Source organism: Pseudoalteromonas fenneropenaei, assembly GCF_042643375.1.
Lineage (GTDB): Bacteria > Pseudomonadota > Gammaproteobacteria > Enterobacterales > Alteromonadaceae > Pseudoalteromonas > Pseudoalteromonas fenneropenaei.
This window is the reverse complement of sequence record NZ_JBHRSD010000017.1, coordinates 198,072-215,639: the sequence shown is the minus strand read 5'-3', so window position 1 is coordinate 215,639 and position 17,568 is coordinate 198,072. Positions and strand designations below refer to the sequence as shown.

Annotated in this window: 11 protein-coding genes and 1 tRNA gene; 2 read left to right on the top strand and 10 right to left on the bottom strand. The window is 45.9% G+C overall.

What is annotated here, in order from left to right; all coding sequences use genetic code 11:
• Nucleotides 1-56 precede the first annotated feature (56 nt).
• A tRNA-His gene (locus ACFOEE_RS11120) sits at nucleotides 57-132 on the top strand.
• 330 nt (nucleotides 133-462) lie between these two features.
• On the opposite strand, the gene nagP is transcribed toward ACFOEE_RS11120, so the two are convergent.
• The 6 genes from nagP to secA form a co-directional block, all read right to left on the bottom strand.
• Nucleotides 463-1,764: an N-acetylglucosamine MFS transporter NagP gene (nagP, locus tag ACFOEE_RS11115; protein ID WP_377124180.1), complete on the bottom strand. Its 1,302-nt coding sequence runs from the start codon at nucleotides 1,762-1,764 to the stop codon at nucleotides 463-465.
• 205 nt (nucleotides 1,765-1,969) lie between these two features.
• Nucleotides 1,970-4,549, bottom strand: coding sequence for a family 20 glycosylhydrolase (locus ACFOEE_RS11110; protein ID WP_377124178.1), 2,580 nt, complete (start codon nucleotides 4,547-4,549; stop codon nucleotides 1,970-1,972).
• Between the two features lie 338 nt (nucleotides 4,550-4,887).
• Nucleotides 4,888-6,579, bottom strand: a complete 1,692-nt coding sequence (ggt, locus tag ACFOEE_RS11105) for a gamma-glutamyltransferase (protein ID WP_377124429.1) — start codon at nucleotides 6,577-6,579, stop codon at nucleotides 4,888-4,890.
• A 162-nt stretch (nucleotides 6,580-6,741) separates the two neighbouring features.
• Nucleotides 6,742-8,802 carry a M13 family metallopeptidase gene (locus ACFOEE_RS11100; RefSeq protein WP_377124176.1) on the bottom strand — a complete coding sequence of 687 codons (2,061 nt, stop codon included), beginning with the start codon at nucleotides 8,800-8,802 and terminating at the stop codon, nucleotides 6,742-6,744.
• A 306-nt stretch (nucleotides 8,803-9,108) separates the two neighbouring features.
• Nucleotides 9,109-9,510, bottom strand: coding sequence for an 8-oxo-dGTP diphosphatase MutT (gene mutT / locus ACFOEE_RS11095; RefSeq protein WP_377124174.1), 402 nt, complete (start codon nucleotides 9,508-9,510; stop codon nucleotides 9,109-9,111).
• A gap of 53 nt (nucleotides 9,511-9,563) precedes the next feature.
• On the bottom strand, nucleotides 9,564-12,269 hold the full coding sequence (gene secA / locus ACFOEE_RS11090) for a preprotein translocase subunit SecA (protein WP_377124172.1): 2,706 nt from the start codon (nucleotides 12,267-12,269) through the stop codon (nucleotides 9,564-9,566).
• A 423-nt stretch (nucleotides 12,270-12,692) separates the two neighbouring features.
• On the opposite strand from secA, the gene ACFOEE_RS11085 reads away from it, so the two are divergent.
• Nucleotides 12,693-13,202: a DciA family protein gene (locus tag ACFOEE_RS11085; protein WP_377124170.1), complete on the top strand. Its 510-nt coding sequence runs from the start codon at nucleotides 12,693-12,695 to the stop codon at nucleotides 13,200-13,202.
• Nucleotides 13,203-13,242: 40 nt separating this feature from the next.
• Here ACFOEE_RS11085 and lpxC read toward each other — a convergent pair whose 3' ends face one another.
• The 4 genes from lpxC to ACFOEE_RS11065 all read right to left on the bottom strand — a co-directional run bounded on the left by lpxC (nucleotide 13,243) and on the right by ACFOEE_RS11065 (nucleotide 17,567).
• Nucleotides 13,243-14,163 (bottom strand): UDP-3-O-acyl-N-acetylglucosamine deacetylase, encoded by a 921-nt coding sequence (gene lpxC / locus ACFOEE_RS11080; protein WP_377124168.1) that lies wholly within the window; start codon nucleotides 14,161-14,163, stop codon nucleotides 13,243-13,245.
• Between the two features lie 158 nt (nucleotides 14,164-14,321).
• Nucleotides 14,322-15,536, bottom strand: coding sequence for a cell division protein FtsZ (gene ftsZ, locus ACFOEE_RS11075; protein WP_377124166.1), 1,215 nt, complete (start codon nucleotides 15,534-15,536; stop codon nucleotides 14,322-14,324).
• Nucleotides 15,537-15,558: 22 nt separating this feature from the next.
• Nucleotides 15,559-16,791 carry a cell division protein FtsA gene (gene ftsA, locus ACFOEE_RS11070; RefSeq protein ID WP_377124164.1) on the bottom strand — a complete coding sequence of 411 codons (1,233 nt, stop codon included), beginning with the start codon at nucleotides 16,789-16,791 and terminating at the stop codon, nucleotides 15,559-15,561.
• Entirely contained in the window at nucleotides 16,788-17,567 is a 780-nt protein-coding gene (locus ACFOEE_RS11065) for a cell division protein FtsQ/DivIB (protein WP_377124162.1), read from the bottom strand. Before ACFOEE_RS11065 ends, ftsA begins: the two co-directional genes overlap by 4 nt.
• Nucleotide 17,568 lies beyond the last annotated feature (1 nt).

Here is a 17,568-nt window from a genome sequence, read left to right as displayed (position 1 = left end):
TCTGAGTTTTATGTAATATGCGCGCCACACCAAACGCGGTGTAACACTCCTTAGTGGCGGCTGTAGCTCAGTTGGTAGAGCCCCGGATTGTGATTCCGGTTGTCGTGGGTTCGATCCCCATCAGTCGCCCCATCTTATCTTGTTTTTATTCCCTTACTTACTCAAACAACAAGTTGTTATCGCTTTCTCGAATTATTCAATTCGCTCTGCTCAAAAAAATCCTCAAACTACTTTAACATTCTCTCAGCAATACAGACTTAGTACGCGTGGAAAATGTTCGTGTTACTGCTCAATCTGAATAATGCCCAATTGAATGGCACATGCCAGCGAAAAAATGGTGAGATACGAGAGCAGAAAATAAAAATGCCACCTTTCGGTGGCATCACACACGGGATTATTTCTATTTACAGATAGAAATGAGGTACTTGTTATTATTATTGTAATTCAGATTGTTGCTTGCACTTACCAGCTTTTCATTTTATGGCCTTTTAGCGCATAGAACAGAATAAACAGGTAACAAGGGATCATCACCAAGTAGGCACCTTGCTGCCCTAATGCTGTAGAGCTTACGCCACCCCACATCAATGGACCAAACGCACCACCAGCAATGCCCATAATCAATAATCCAGAGCCTACGCTAGTTAACCGTCCGAGTCCAGACAAAGCCAGCGGCCATACTGCTGGCCAGACCATTGCATTAGCAAGACCAAGGGCTGCAATAAACATTAGCGTATCTGGTAGCGCAATTAACCCAAATGGCACTAGTAGAGCATTCGAGAGCACATAAGACTCAGCATTACCGAATACCACCGCCAATGACAGTAAAATACCAATCACTGCCGACCCAGTCAACGCAGTTTGCTGAGAAATAAATCTAGGGATCAATGCGATACCGATAATATAACCAATCACCATACAGAACATGGTGTATGAAGTCATGATACTGTAGTTTTCAACTTTTAATGACAACGCGTAGATACCTATGGTGTCACCCGCGATAACTTCAACTGCTACATAGAAGAATAGCGCGACTACACCCAGTGCTAAGCTTGGGTGTTTTAAGGCTTCTTTAATCTCGCTTACGCCTGGCGTGCCCTCGTTTTGCTCAAGTTGTAGCTCAGGTAACGAAGAGAATTTTACAAATAGTGTAAAGGCTAAGATCAATAACGCCATGTAAACATATGGCATCACTAAGCTTTGCGCCATCATGTCTTTTTGTTCCATGGTCAAGGTGCTACCCACCGAAAAGTCCAAATTCACAACGATTAACGCAGTGAAAATGTGCGGGGCAATAACACCGGCAAATTTGTTCAAGATCCCCATGATACTGACGCGCACCGCGGCAGATTCCTCTGGGCCAAACTTCACCACATACGGGTTAACCGCGGTTTGTAGCAACGTAAAACCAATACCATAAATAATTTGTGCAGCTAAAAACACTTCAAATAGATGGGTTTTAGCAGCCGGAATATATAACAGCGCTGCAATCATCATGATCACCATGCCAAGCGCCATACTATTTTTGTAGCCAATCTTCTTGATGATTTTGGCCGATGGAATAGCACTGAAAGTTACGGAAATATAAAAGGTAAAAATGATCAAGGAGGTTTTAAGCGGCGTTAACTCAAGCATTTGCTTGAGATAGGGCATCAATGAGCCGTTGATCCAGGCGATAAATCCCAGCAAGAAAAACGACGATGCTGCAACTATCATGGGCATTAAGCTGCTTTTTTTATTCGATTCATAATCCACGGTGGCTTCCATAAACTTCTACTCGTTGTTTAAATTTAACTATGCCTGCTTGGCTTGGGGCTGGCTATTATTATTTGCACTGTAAATTGAGATCATCAAATGACAGCGCTGACATTTAACTTTACGTTAAAAAACTCGCTTTGACTAGCGTGTTTTTATTCACCACTTTAACTAAAAAAGGGCCATAGGACCCTTTTATTGCGTTGAACTCACAAACTTACTCGCCTAACTTAGTGACACGACTCACATTTTGCTCGTCTAAATAAGTCCGCAGTAAAATGACTTGTCCCTTCTCAACACTGGTAGGACTTGCATAATTTTGCCAACTTTGGCCATTGTCGACGCTAAATTGAATAGTTAAATGAGGGAATGCACTGTTAGCAAGCAACTTTCCTTCTTCGATAACTCCACCCGGTACAGGTAGGTGTAACTTGATCCCTGCGCGACTGAGTTTTGCAAGCTCCTTTGCACTTAAAGTGGCAGCAAATTCCGACCAATCTTCATTAAAAGCTTTCTCATTGCGACTATTCCCTTCCCAGGACGCTTGATACCATGCTCGCTCAGCTAAAGGTAGTAAGCGTGGGAACACCATAGCTAATAGCTGTTCTTCGGTACGAATTGTTTCACTCCATACCTGACCTTGGATCCCTAAAATGTTTTCTGGCTTTTCTAACTGCGGCAATGGCCGACCAACCAAAGCTTCAAGATTAGCGATTGGTTCAAGGTTACGAGTAAAGTCTGCATTGGCATAGACGTGATCTGGCATGTAACTAAACACTTTGCGCGCGTCTGTGTAGCGGGCTGCCCAATAATAGCCACGTTCTTCAGGATGCGCTTCGTAAGGATGGTCGAAATAAAGATGCGTGCCATGCGACAAGATCACCTGATAACCATCGTTGGCAAGACGATACGCCCTATCGGCAACACCCCATTCCCAAATGTTGTCCCATACGTTGGCAGTAAAGGTTTTGTTAGCAAATTCATCGCGCTTAAATGGATTAGTGGTGTCATACATTAAGCCATCTTCCCATGCACCCGGCGCAATACCGCGGCGCGCAAAGATTTCGGAAACGCGCTTGGTAAAATAAGGCTTAAGATCTTGCACACCAATGACCCCCGGTTTGCCTTCGGCAAACAATGCCTGACAAGCCGGAGATTGTTGCCATGAGCCGACTCCCACTTCGTCACCACCAAAATGTAAGTTGGTTAACTGCACACCCGCTTCACGATACATGGCCTGTAGTTCATAAGTCACTTTCTCAATAAAACGATAGCTGGACTCCATGCACACGTTTACTGAGTTATCCGTATAGGCTTGTACCGAGCTGTATTGTGATTGGTCATTGAGGTCGCTTAACAAATACTGCTCTGCTTGGTCTTTTTTCCCTGCAGCCAGTAATTTATGATAACGCGCTTCCATGGCCTTAATAGCTGCTCGAGCGTGACCCGGCCCTTCAATTTCAGGAATTATTTGGACATGGCGCGCTTTAGCGAACTTGAGCAATTCAACAAATTCCGCTCGCGTCAGATAACCATTACCAGAGCCTGATTTAAATGGACCTGTACCTAACTGAGTAAGTAAACACTCACGTTCGGTTAAATCAAAACAACGGTTGGCACCAATCTCTGTCAATTCAGGAAGATCAGGTATTTCCAAACGCCAGCCTTCATCTTCAGAGAAGTGCCAGTGGAACTTATTGAGTTTATAGCGCGCCATTTGCTCAACCAGCTTAAACATCGCCGCTTTGCCGTGGTAGTTACGGCCGTTGTCATAATGCATACCGCGCCAAAGAAAACGCGGCGCATCGGCAATTTTCAGCTGTGGTAAGGTCACACTGCCTGCTGCTGAGGCTGGAAATAGCGCCAGCAAGCTTTGCAAACCATAGAAGGCACCCGCATTGTCTGCTGCTTCAATGCTAATGCGATTGCTATCAATTACTAAGCGATACGCCTCTGTATCTTTAAAATCCGGTTTTACACTCAGACTTAAGACTTTAGCGCCCTTAGTTGGGCTAATATGATCCGCTTCGGCTTTGAGTTCGATACCATAGGTTTTTAAATCGTCTAAAAACACCCCGACTTCAGATTTTAGCTGACCGGCAAAACGCAACTCCCAACTGCTGTCTAGTAAGGCTTCGCCACGTTTGTAATCGACCGACTGTGGTTTAGGGATAATACGTTTCAAAGCCGCACTTTCAGCAACAGCATTGAGTTGTAAGTTTTGTACAAAGCGTAATTCAGCCGTGGCCGTTTGCGTATGGTCTTGCGGGGTATTGTAGCGCTTAAGCTGTTGCTCTTTGACAAACGGAGCGACGAATTGGCTTAATTCTTCCGTATCTGTGTTGGCAAAAATCGCTGGTTGCAATTTGTCCACGGTGATAAATGCCCTTGGCATAAAATCACTGTAAGCCACTACCCAAGCTGAGCCAACAAAAGGCACTTTTATCTCAGCACCCACGGCCAACCCCGGGAAATCCTTATTTGGCGTTAAACGATGTAAGTCACCATTAATATGCTCTAAAGTAAGGCCGGTAAATTTTACCTCGTTTAGCTTGCGTACTGAATGTATGTAAAGCTGCCAGTCACCTTTGCCTTTTGGTAACGCAACCTGCGAGTAATTCTTTAAGGTCATAGAACCCAAGAATTGCCCAGCTTCACCATAAAAGTTATCTTCCACCGCAAACGTCAGCTGCGTTGCTTTAGCAAAAGCATCCAGTTGGGCTTGTGCAAATTTGGCTTCAGCCAATAACGGGCTGCTCAAAACTAGCGCCGCCAATAGTGTTCTTTTTATCGTCATCAGATTTTGCTCCGGTCACAGAGTCACACAACAATTTGTGTGTTTATTGCAGATATTTTACTCAACTTATTACACTTCATCATATAGAAGATAAAATGACAGCGCTATCAAATTTCACTCTATTGAACTTGTTGCAATGTTAGCTGGCCGCATAAAGGCTTATAACCGTTTGCTTTATATAAAAAAACGGCGCTAAAAATCGCGCCGTTTTACTTGCTTACACCTAAACTAGATGTTGTCAGGCGGAAAATAGGCTCATCCCCTAGGTGATTGGGGTGCGCAAACGCAGCCAACCGCTCTAGCTTCAAGTAGGTAAAGTATAGAAGTAATCTTCATGATTAATAACCAGCTGCCTGACCATCTTTACGACTTTCTGAAGCGCCGTAATAAACACCGTTTTTGCTATCGCGCAAAATCGCCTGATAACCACCATAAGGGCCAACCGCTTCACTCAGTTGATGTCCTTTTTCAATTAACGCCCGGCGTACACCCGCACTAAAACCATTTTCCAAATGCACCTGACCACCATCGAGCATAATTTCGTCTGTCGGTTGTGAGCTACCTGTATGCAAAATGCGTGGTGCATCACCCGCTTCTTGCAAATTCATACCAAAATCAATCATGTTGATTAAGATTTGGGCATGCATTTGCGGCTGCGTGGCGCCGCCCATTACGCCAAAACTCATATAAGGCTTGCCATCTTTAGTGACAAAGGCAGGAATAATAGTGTGGAATGGCCGCTTGCCCGGCGCATACACATTATTGTGGCCTTCAGTTAAGCTAAACATTTCACCACGGTTTTGTAGCACAAAACCCAGTTTCGCTGGGGTCATCCCCGAGCCCATGCCTCGGTAATTACTTTGAATAAGCGAAACCATATTGCCTTCGCTATCCGCAGTGGTCATATAGATAGTGTCACCCTCAACTGGTCCTGCATGGTCGCGCTTTGCTGCTTTATCTGGATTAATTTGCGCACGACGCTTGGCGGCATAGTCTTTTGACAGCAGCTGCTGTAATGGAGCTTTGGCAAAATCAGGGTCCGCGTAATATTTAGCGCGGTCAGCAAAAGCCAACTTTTTGGCTTCAACAAAGGCATGAATATACTCAGCACTATCAAACCCCATGGTTTTGAGGTCATAACCTTCTAGAATATTAAGGATCTGCTGCGCTGCTATACCTTGACCATTGGGTGGCAGTTCCCATAGCGTATAGCCACGATAATCAACCCCTATTGGCTCTACCCATTCGCTGCGGTGCGCTTTTAAATCTTCATAGCGTAGATAACCACCTTGCTCACGCATATAAGTATCGATTTCACGGGCGATTTCACCTTCATAAAACGCGCTCCGCCCGTGCTTTGCCAATAAGCGATAACTGTTTGCAAGCGCCGGATTTTTAAATAGCTCACCTTTTTTAGGCATAGCCCCATTTGGCATAAACACGTCTTTAAAACCTGGATATTGCCCACGCGCAGCCACACTCTTCTGCATGTAATAGGCTATCAATTCTGAGACTGGAAACCCCTGCTCGGCATATGCAATCGCGGGAGCCAACAGTTTACTCATGGCAGTGCTACCAAACTTCTGATGTAGCTCAAACCACCCATCAACCGCCCCCGGCACAGATACTGGTAATGGACCATAACTGGGGATTTTATCGCCCTGCGCTTTTAACGTTGCCAAGCTCAGCGCTTGTGGAGAGCGGCCACTGGCATTAAGGCCATATAATTTTTGCGATTTCGCATGCCATACGATGGCGAACAGATCGCCACCAATACCACATCCGGTAGGCTCTACCAAACCCAACACCGCATTCGCTGCAATGGCTGCATCTATTGCATTACCGCCTTGCTTCATCACGTCGAGCGCCACTTGCGTTGCAAGCGGTTGCGATGTTGCCGCCATGGCGTGCGGTGCTATCACTTCTGAGCGACTAGCAAAGTGCTGCCCTGTGATCCGGTCATAAGCCAGTGCAGTCTGTAGCAAAGTAATCATGCCTAAGCAGCTCGCCGCCAGCCAATATCGCAGCATAGGTTTAAGAGTAAAGGAAATTCGCCAAGCCATGTCCGATCCTGTTTTTTTGTTAGGTTTACTTAGACTGTAAAGCTTCGTGCCACACATACAATATGAATGCGACTAAGGGGGAATGGGTTGAGACAAAAAACCCGCCATGTGGCGGGTTTAGAAACGAACTTACCAAATCTTGACGCGATCTTGAGGTTTGAGGTACATCTTATCGCCCTCTTTCACATCAAATGCCTGGTAAAACTCTGGCATGTTGGACAAAATGCCGATTACACGATAGTGGCTAGGTGAATGCGGATCTGTCATCAAACGGTTGCGCAGTTCCTCATCACGGTATTTACGGCGCCAGATTTGTCCCCAGCCCATAAAGAAACGCTGCTCGCCTGTGTAGCCATCAATAACTGGCGCAGGCTTACCAGCCAAAGCGATTTGATAGGCTTTGTACGCTACAGTCAAGCCACCTAAGTCACCGATATTTTCGCCAAGCGTGAGTTGACCATTGACGTTCGCATCTTCGAATGGTTTAAAACCATCATACTGAGCAACCAACTGCTTACCACGCGCTTCGAATTGTGCAAGGTCTGCTTCACTCCACCAATTGCGCAGATTACCGTCGCCATCATATTTTGCACCTTGGTCGTCAAAGCCGTGGCCCAGTTCATGGCCTATCACCGCACCTATCGCACCATAGTTAACCGCATCATCCGCTGCTAAATTAAAGAATGGCGGTTGGAGAATCGCCGCAGGGAAAACAATTTCGTTATTTACTGGATTATAATAGGCGTTCACGGTTTGTGGTGTCATAAACCACTCAGAGCGATCAACTGGTTTACCGAGCTTGTTGGCCATATCTTGGTAAGCCCAATTGTTGTGGCGCACATAGTTACCAACTAAGTCATCAGATTTGATCTCAAGTGCCGAGTAGTCCTTCCATTTATCTGGATAACCAATTTTCGGCGTAAACTTGTGCAGCTTAGCTTTAGCGGCCACTTTGGTTTCTGTGCTCATCCACTCAAGGCCATCAATTGCTTGCTCAAAGCCTTTGATCAAATTACCAACCAGTTCCTGCATACGCGCTTTAGCTTCTGGCGGAAAATACTCTTTTACGTAGATTTTACCTAAGATTTCGCCAATCACTTCGTTACTGGCATCCACCGCTTTTTTCCACGTTGGTGATTGCTCAGCAACCCCGCGCAGCGTGGTGGAATAAAACGCAAAATTGAGGTCTACGGTGTTTTTATCAAGTAACGCAGCGTAATTATTGACGAAATGGAAAGCCAGATAATGCTGCCAAGTCTGAATTGGGGTTTGCGCATAAATGCCAGCTAATTTTTCGAGATAACTCGGCTGGTTCACCACAAGCTCCTGTGTATTAACACCAGCGGCAGCTAAGTATGCGTTAACATCAAATTCACCAAGCAGTGAGTTGAGTTCAGTTACACTCATTTTATTGTATGACTTAGTGGCATCGCGTGTTTCAACACGACTCCACTGCGCCTGCGCGATCTGATGCTCAAGCGCAATCACAGCTGCCGCCGCTTTCTCTGCTTCTGCTATCCCTGCGCGGCTTAAAATCTCGGTGACATAAGCCTGATACTTATCACGGATGGTCGCAAACTTATCGTCATTTTTGAGGTAGTAGTCTCTATCTGGCAAACCTAAACCTGACTGATAAATATATAACGCATATTGGCTAGAGTTTTTCTCGTCATTATTCACATACCATCCAAATGGTAAACTCCCGCCTTTTGTTTGCAACGACCCCATCAAGCTTGCAAGTTCAGCTTTATTTTGGACTGCACTGATTTGCGCCAAATAGCCACGTAGTGGCTCAAAACCAAGCTCGTTACGAGCGCTTTCATTCATATAGCTAAGATAAAAAGCACCAAGTTTGTACTCATCACTGGTGTGATCAACGCCCAAATTTTGCGCTGCTGTTTCAAGTACTGTTTTCATCGCTTTTTGCGACTCGTCATACAGCTGAGTGAAAGATCCGTAGTTAGATTTATCTGCTGGGATCTCGGTTTTCTCAAGCCACTTGCCATTCACAAAATAATAGAAGTCGTCTTGTGCACGTACACTTTGATCCAAATTTTCTAGCGCGATACCAGACTGTAAAGTCGCTGCAGGAGCCACTGTGACCGTAGGCGTTTGTGCCACTTTCTCGCCACAGCCAACCAGACCTAAAGCAAGTGCGATACTTGCGGCGGTTAACGTTATTTTTTTCATAGCCGTCTCTTTATTATACCCAGTTCAATTGATTGGATGCGTGTCATCCTTCTCAAGGTCTATTCAGCTAAGCTCAGGTTTGATAACTTGATCACACTCAAATACGCTGATAAACCTCAGCATTACTGACTTACTGCCTTTGCCAATGTAGTTATCGTCGCTGAACCTGACCTAGCGTCATAGACTATAGTGTACCTTTGTCGAGAAAGCGCTGAAAACCATGTATTTTGTAACAAGATATGTGGGCTGAAAAGGAGCTTGGCTCACTACTTGGTCAAGTATTGAGCCTAGGTGTAATAAGTGGGGTTATTGCTTAAAATACGTAATCAAGGCATGTAAAATTGCTTGATTGGCAGCAGGAAACTCATACTCAGCCAGTTGTGATTTATTGACCCAACACAAGGGTTGCCCTTCCAAGCCTTTGGCTTCACCAACAAAATCGGTTACCAGCAGCACTTTTAGCGCAACTAATTTATCTCCGTAATCATGATCAATGTCGATAAGCGGCTGAGCTTTGGTAATAGTGATGTCAACTTCTTCTTTTAACTCACGTTGCAATGCACTAAACACAGATTCACTGGCTTCGATTTTGCCGCCTGGGAATTCCCATAAACCACCTTGATGTTGCTCTGCACTACGTTTACAGATCAGCACTTGTTCGCCCTTAAGTACCACACCAACGGCTACCTTAACGATTTTCTTAGTCATACTTCCTCCAATAAAAAAAGCGACCGCAGTCGCTTTTTTACCTCTGTGCTAGCTTAGCTCAGCTTGCCACAGCATTGTTTGTATTTTTTACCCGATTGACAAGGACATGGGTCATTACGGCCCACTTTCGGCTCATGGCGTGCCACTACCACGTTTTGTGGTACTTCACCACCAATGTGCTCCGCTTCAGCATGTTGATACTCGCGTGGCGCTTGCTCGCTACGACGGTGTTGCTCTTCCACTTTTTCAACATCTTCTTCGGCACGGACCTGTACTTTACTTAAGATCCCGACCACATCAATCTTGAGGTTTTCCAACATTTGTGAGAATAGTTCAAACGATTCACGCTTGTACTCTTGCTTAGGGTTCTTTTGTGCATAGCCACGTAAATGGATACCTTGACGTAGATGATCCATCGCTGCCAAATGATCTTTCCAGTGTTGATCTAGGCTTTGTAACATTACAGCCTTTTCGAACTGGCGTAGTACCTGCGCACCAACCATATCTTCTTTGCGTTTGTATGCTTGTTCAATATGTTCAGCGATACGTTCACGTAAGGCTTCTTCGTACAGTTTGTGGTCTTCTGCTAGCCACTGCGCGATTGGCAGTTCAATTAAGAAGTCAGCTTTAATACGCTCTTCCAAACCTGGAATATCCCACATCTCTGCCAAACTTTGCGGCGCTATGTATTGATCTATGACACTACCAACTACGTCGCTACGAATAGCCGCAATAGTCTCAGAAATGTCACCTTCTTCCAACAGTTCGTTACGTTGCTCGTAGACTACGCGACGCTGGTCGTTCGCAACGTCATCGTATTCAAGCAATTGTTTACGAATATCAAAGTTACGTGCTTCTACTTTACGCTGGGCGTTTTCAATCGCACGGTTTACCCACGGGTGCTCAATCGCTTCACCACGTTGCATGCCGAGCTTACGCATCATGTTGGTCATACGTTCGCCAGCAAAAATACGCATTAGCGCATCTTCCATCGACAGATAGAAACGGCTTGAACCCGCATCCCCTTGACGACCCGAACGACCACGTAATTGGTTATCAATACGACGCGATTCATGGCGCTCAGTACCGATAATATGTAAACCACCGGCAGCCAATACCGCATCATGACGAGCTTGCCACGCGGCTTTAATTGCGGCAATTTGCTCTTCGCTTGGATTATCTAGCTTGGCAACTTCTGCCTGCCAGTTACCACCTAGCACGATATCCGTACCACGGCCAGCCATGTTAGTGGCGATAGTAACTTTACCCGGTAAACCCGCATCAGCAACAATCTCAGCTTCTTGCGCGTGGAACTTAGCGTTCAGCACGTTGTGTTCGATTTTCTCTTTGCGCAGGAAATGTGAAAGATATTCAGAGCTCTCAATTGAAATCGTACCCACCAATACTGGCTGACCTCGCTCTTGGCAACCACGAATGTCGGCCAAAATTGCTTCGTACTTTTCTTCTTGAGTCAGGTAAACCAAATCAGTACGGTCATCACGTACCATAGGTTTATTGGTTGGGATAACTACCGTATCTAAAGCATAAATAGATTGGAATTCAAAAGCTTCAGTATCCGCAGTACCTGTCATACCTGCCAGTTTGTCGTACAGACGGAAATAGTTTTGGAAGGTAATTGATGCCAATGTTTGGTTTTCGTTTTGGATCCGAACGCCTTCTTTGGCTTCAACCGCCTGGTGCAAGCCTTCTGACCAACGACGGCCTTCCATAGTACGACCTGTGTGTTCATCAACGATAATCACTTCGTTGTCTTTTACCACATAGTCGACGTCTTTTTGATAGAGTTTGTGTGCACGTAACGCCGCATAAACATGGCTTAGTAATGAAATATTACCAGCAGAGTAAAGTGAATCACCCTCTTGCAGTAAACCACGGCTAGTTAATAACTCTTCAACCTTAATTTGGCCACGCTCAGTCAAATGCACTTGTTTCGACTTTTCGTCGATAGTGAAATCGCCATCGCCTTCAACGCCTTCTTCGTCTTCTTTTTCCTGACGTTGTAGCTCTGGAACAATTTTGTTGATTTCAGCATAGAGGTGCGAGCTGTCTTCAGCTGGCCCTGAAATAATCAGAGGCGTACGCGCTTCGTCGATGAGGATTGAGTCAACTTCGTCGACTACAGCAAAATACAACGGACGTTGTACTCGCTCATTGATACTGAACGCCATATTATCGCGCAGATAATCAAAGCCAAATTCGTTATTGGTACCGTATGTGATATCCGCAGCATAAGCTTGTTTTTTCTGTGCGCCCATCATACCTGGCACATTACAACCAACTGATAAGCCTAAAAATTCAAATAACGGGCGGTTGTTTTCAGCATCACGCTTGGCGAGGTAGTCGTTCACGGTAATAACGTGCACGCCTTTGCCGGTTAAACCGTTTAGATAAGCAGGCAAGGTTGCGGTCAGGGTTTTACCTTCACCAGTACGCATTTCTGCGATACGGCCTTGGTGTAATACCATGCCACCAATCATTTGTACGTCGAAATGACGCATGCCGTACACCCGTTTTGACGCTTCGCGGACTACCGCAAAAGCTTCTGGCAGCAAATCATCTAAACTGGTGCCAGCATCAAAACGCGCGCGAAACTCTGCTGTTTTCGCTTTTAATTGTTCGTCACTTAAAGCTGCAATATCTGCTTCCATTGCATTAATAAGCGCCACTGTTTTTCGTAAGTTTCTGATCGTGCGGTCGTTGCGACTACCAAAAAGCTTGGTAAAAATTTTAGTTATCATGTTCAAACCGTTACATAATTCTGGGGTCTACGCCCCACTTATCCCAATCCACTACTAACAAGTGATGAGTTTTTAAGCTTTAGAGTCTAAAAAGTTGCCATATCATACCAGACTTAGCGGCGCTGCAAACCTATTGATGTAAATGAATATACAACGACTGGTCAGAAATGTGGGGCACTTTCCCTTGGCTGTTGCTATCTGCATGATATGAAGGCAGCTTTGCCCGTTTTCAAGAGTAAACTGCATAACTTGTTTGACAAGTTTAAAATCTGTTAAAGAGATAACACTTCGCTTGGCGCGCGACTCTGATACAATCTATAGCAGAGATACCCTACCAAATTACTTGTACTTATAGGAAGGGTATAGCACCAAGTTGCTAGCTATCTCTTGAGCTCAGTTAATCTTTACCACAGGTAGTTTGCTATGGCCAAAAATCGCTATGCGCCCAAAGCGCTTGATGAAGTCTTTGCAACGTTGCAAGACCGTGGAAAAATGCAGCGTTATGCCACACAAAGCGCACAGCAAGCGCAATGGCAAGCACTTTTGCAACAAATCTTAGGGCCAATCATAGGCAAAAAATGCCGCGTTAGTCATTACCGCGAAGGTATTCTATTTATCGAGGCGGCATCCCCAACACTGGCGACGCGGTTGCAGTATCTTAAGGGTGATTTGCTGTCTGGGTTTCGTGCTAATGGACTCCCTGACTGTGCCTCACTAAAGATCACCAGCAGCCCAGAAGCACAAACTCGGCTACAAAAAGCCAATCGCGTAAAAGAAAGTTCAGCCAGCTATCAAAGTGGGCAAGAGCAAAACACTCGCCAACTGAGTGAAGCTACCGCAGCTCAGCTTGAAGCGCTCGCGCAGCAGGCACCACCGAGTTTACGAGCCAAATTTCTAAAACTTGCAGCCCTTGCTGATAAGCATAAAAAATGACGCCGAAGCGTCATTTTCTAACAAATTCTTTTTCTTAACATCAGGCTGTTTTAGCTGTTACTAAGTCTAAACCAGGTGCTGGCATTTGTACTGGTGTATCAAATGTTGCCCATTCCCACGCTGATTCTGTCGCCATAATTTTGCGCAGCAGCTTGTTATTCAAACCATGGCCCGATTTATAGCAGCGAATTTTACCTAGAATGTTGTGGCCTGCCATAAACATGTCACCAACACAGTCTAAGATCTTGTGCTTAACGAACTCGTCTGCATAACGCAGTCCATTTGGATTTAAGACCTTAAACTCGTCCAATACCACTGCGTTATCCATGCTGCCACCTAACGCGAGGTTATTCGCATGCATGTATTCGATATCTTTCATAAAGCCAAAGGTGCGCGCGCGGCTGATCTCTTCAGTAAAGCTACGTGGCGTGATATCCAAACCGATACGCTGACGACTGTCATTAATCGCTGGGTGATTAAAGGCAATTTCGAAATCAATATGAAAGCCATCATAAGGTTCGATTTCCGCCCATTTATCCCCATCTTCGACACGGACTTTTTCTTTAATGCGGATAAATTTCTTTGCCGCATTAAGCTCTGCAATACCACCTTTTTGGATCATATAAATGAAAGGTAAAGCACTGCCGTCCATGATAGGCACTTCAGCGCTATCGAGTTCAACGATCAAGTTATCAATACCAAGCGCTGCCACAGCTGCGATTAAGTGTTCAGTGGTTGATAGACGAACCCCATCTTTGTTTGTTAAACAGGTACACAATTGCGTATCACCAACGGCTTCTGGGGTAGTTTCGAAGTCCACCACAGGATCAAGGTCAACGCGACGAAATACAACTCCGGTATTCGCCTGCGCAGGTCGGAGAGTGATAGTGACCTTTTCTCCCTTGTGAAGTCCTACACCCGTTGCTTTGACTACTTCTGCAATCGTACGCTGTTTAATCATAGGTTCGCCTACTCTAATACGTAAGACCGCGGATCGTACCATACATACGACCAGCTGCCAAATTGTTTAAACATCAACCAATGAAAAAAGTGCTATGTCCCTAAAAGGATTTCACCACTTATTCCGAGTTACTTTACCGCAGCACCCGCGCTTTACAATTAATCGCTTTGCTTACGCAAAAACGCTGGGATATCAAAATAATCTGCGTTGTCTTTTTTCGCACTTGGCTTCGCCGCTTCTGCTTTGATGCTTGGCTCTGCAGCTTCAGGCTTAGCCGTCGGCATTAGGTCGTCATCAGCCATTGGGCTAGTAAAGCTTGGTACAAACATATTGTTAGCTACGCTGCTCACATGCGTGGTTTCAGCGCCAACCGCTTTTTTGTAGTGGTTGTTGACGATGCCAAATTGAGGGCGACGATCACCACCTAGGCCTGTCGCAACCACCGTTACACGCAGCTCTTCACTCATTTCTGGGTCGATCACCGCACCAACCACCACCGTTGCATTCTCAGACGCCAATGCCTTGACATGGTTCCCGACAATTTCAAATTCTTCGATGGTGATGTCCATACCGGCGGTAATGTTTACCAAAATACCTTTTGCCCCGGTCAGGTCAACATCTTCCAACAGCGGGCTAGAAATCGCAGCTTCTGCGGCTTCTTGTGCACGGTCTGGACCCGTTGCAGATGCTGTACCCATCATCGCCGTACCCATCGCTGACATCACAGTACGCACGTCAGCAAAGTCAACGTTGATAAGACCTGAACGAGTGATAAGCTCAGCAATACCTTGCACCGCACCGTACAATACGTCATTTGCTTTAGCGAAGGCATCTAGCAGTGTAGTGCCCTTACCTAATACTTTAAGTAATTTATTGTTCGGAATTGTAATAAGCGAGTCTACAATTTCAGCCAGCTCAGCAATACCTTGCTCAGCCGCTGCCATACGCTTTTTACCTTCTAGGTCAAATGGACGTGTTACTACCGCAACCGTCAAAATCCCTAATTCTTTGGCGATACGCGCAACAACTGGCGCAGCCCCAGTACCTGTACCACCGCCCATACCCGCAGCGATAAACACCATGTCCGCGCCGTCTAAGGCATTACGAATCGACTCGGCGTCTTCTTCTGCCGCCTTGCGACCAACATCAGGGTTTGCACCAGCACCTAAACCTGCGGTGATCTGCTTGCCAAGCTGAACGGTAATATCCGCACCTGACTTACGTAATACTTGGGCATCGGTATTGGCGACGATAAAACGTACGCCTTCGATTTGTTGTTTCACCATGTGTTCGACGGCATTGCCACCGCCACCACCGACGCCGATGACTTTAATGACAGCTTCTTCGCTGTGCTGTTCCATAATATCAAACATCTCTACTCTCCGACTTTGAGTATTAAAACTCACCTTGGAACCATTTAGTGACTCGGTTCCACCAACTCCCCTGCTGATCCGCTTTGGACTTTTGCGCATTCATGGTTTGCAACGTACGGCCATATTGTAATAGCCCTACCGCCGTAGCAAAAGCAGGATCGTTAACATAATCTGTTAGCCCCACCATACCAAGGGGCTTGCCGATACGCACTGGCATCTGGAAGATTTCTTCTGCCACTTCCAATGCGCCGTGCATTTTCGCAGTACCGCCAGTTAATACTATCCCAGCAGCTATCTGTTCTTCATAACCCGCGCTACGAATTTCTTCTAGCGCCAGTTCAAATAATTCTCTAAAGCGCGGCTCCACTACTTCAGACAATGTATGACGCGACATTAAACGTGCTGGGCGTCCACCAACGCTTGGTACTTCAATGGTTTCTTCATTGCTCGCCATTTGGCTGCTCGCGCAGGCATATTGTACTTTAAGCGATTCTGCATGCGAGATTGGCGTACGGAAAATCTTTGCGATATCACCGGTCACTTGATTGCCTGCCACTGGGATCACCGCAGAATGGCGTAATGAACCGTTGATAAATATCGCGATGTCCATCGTGCCACCACCAATATCAATCACCGCCACGCCGAGTTCTTTTTCATCTTCGGTCAAAGACGCATAAGACGAGGCCAAAGCGCTGAATATCAACTGATCTACCTGTAAGCCACAGCGCTCAACGCATTTCTCAATGTTTTTCGCCATATCATTTGAGCAAGTAATGATGTGCGCGCGCGCTTCCATCCGTACCCCACTCATGCCAAGTGGGTTTTTGATCCCTTCTTGCATGTCGATACTGTACTCTTGTGGCAATGAATGCAGCATTTTACGCTCAGCGGAAATAGGCACTGAACGGGCAATGTGGATCACGTTAGCGATATCTTCGTCCGTCACTTCAGCGTTGTTGATAGCAACTACGCCATTTTCGTTCTGACACTGAATATGTTTGCCGGAAATCCCCAAATACACGGAACTGATGCGGCAATCAGCCATAAGCTCGGCTTCATCAATGGCACGGCGAATCGATTCCGACACTAGGTTGAGGTCATTCACTCCGCCTTTATCCATACCATGAGACACCTGACGACCAACCCCGACAATACTAAGCTGGTTGTCTGCCGTGATCTCTCCGACGGTAGCGACCACTTTTGAAGTCCCTACGTCCAATCCAATCACCAAATTTCTCTCTGCTGATTTGGTCATGCTGCACTCTTATTCTGTTGTTGTTGCGATGCTGGGAATTTCCAACTTACCGCTAATCCGGTGTCATAGCGTAAATCTACTGCGTCGATTTTAGCGCCATCAGGTCTTTCCAAATGCGGAAAAACATCAATAAATCTTTGTACTCGTTGGGCTTTTTCTTCCCGCCCAAGGTTTAAACGAATGCCATTGTCAAGCCATAGCTGCCAAGCAAAACGCTCTGATAACGCCAAACTCACTAGCTTAAACTGGTTTACCGCCAGCAATTCACGAAATTGCACAAAGGTTTGCCAAGCTTCAACTTCGCTCCCTTCTGGGCCATAAAGCTGCGGTAAATCATCCGCCAATTTTTCACTTTGTGCCTGAAACACTTGCCCTTGCTGGTTTAGTAATAAATCACTGTTCCAAATAGCCATCGGCTGATGTTCAACCACGTATACTTGCAAGGTATTAGGCCACTGCTTACGCACCGAGGCGCTCGCAACCCAAGGCAAAGCTTGTACCTCTTGCTGCACACGCTTCACATCCAGCTTAAAATAACTGCTGAGATCAACCCGTTTGATTGCTGCGATGATCTCACGCTCCTCGGTATACTGAGGCTTTCCTAGTACAGTCAATTGTTTGATTTGCGCATCTTTATGCGTAACCAGCCAGTCACTGACGCCAAACACCAATTGCCACAAGGTCAGTAGCACAATCAGAAAAAAACTCACGCCACCCAGCAACGGCCAGTTACAGCTGTGTAAAAATGCCCGAGTCTTCCCCAAAAATGTACGCATA

Excerpts from the sequence above, each read along its gene's own strand:
- nagP (WP_377124180.1), bottom strand. The coding sequence starts at position 1,764 with ATGGAAGCCACCGTGGATTATGAATCGAATAAAAAAAGCAGCTTAATG.
- ACFOEE_RS11110 (WP_377124178.1), bottom strand. The coding sequence starts at position 4,549 with ATGACGATAAAAAGAACACTATTGGCGGCGCTAGTTTTGAGCAGCCCG.
- ggt (WP_377124429.1), bottom strand. The coding sequence starts at position 6,579 with ATGCTGCGATATTGGCTGGCGGCGAGCTGCTTAGGCATGATTACTTTG.
- ACFOEE_RS11100 (WP_377124176.1), bottom strand. The coding sequence starts at position 8,802 with ATGAAAAAAATAACGTTAACCGCCGCAAGTATCGCACTTGCTTTAGGT.
- mutT (WP_377124174.1), bottom strand. The coding sequence starts at position 9,510 with ATGACTAAGAAAATCGTTAAGGTAGCCGTTGGTGTGGTACTTAAGGGC.
- secA (WP_377124172.1), bottom strand. The coding sequence starts at position 12,269 with ATGATAACTAAAATTTTTACCAAGCTTTTTGGTAGTCGCAACGACCGC.
- ACFOEE_RS11085 (WP_377124170.1), top strand. The coding sequence starts at position 12,693 with ATGGCCAAAAATCGCTATGCGCCCAAAGCGCTTGATGAAGTCTTTGCA.
- lpxC (WP_377124168.1), bottom strand. The coding sequence starts at position 14,163 with ATGATTAAACAGCGTACGATTGCAGAAGTAGTCAAAGCAACGGGTGTA.
- ftsZ (WP_377124166.1), bottom strand. The coding sequence starts at position 15,536 with ATGTTTGATATTATGGAACAGCACAGCGAAGAAGCTGTCATTAAAGTC.
- ftsA (WP_377124164.1), bottom strand. The coding sequence starts at position 16,791 with ATGACCAAATCAGCAGAGAGAAATTTGGTGATTGGATTGGACGTAGGG.
- ACFOEE_RS11065 (WP_377124162.1), bottom strand. The coding sequence starts at position 17,567 with ATGCGTACATTTTTGGGGAAGACTCGGGCATTTTTACACAGCTGTAAC.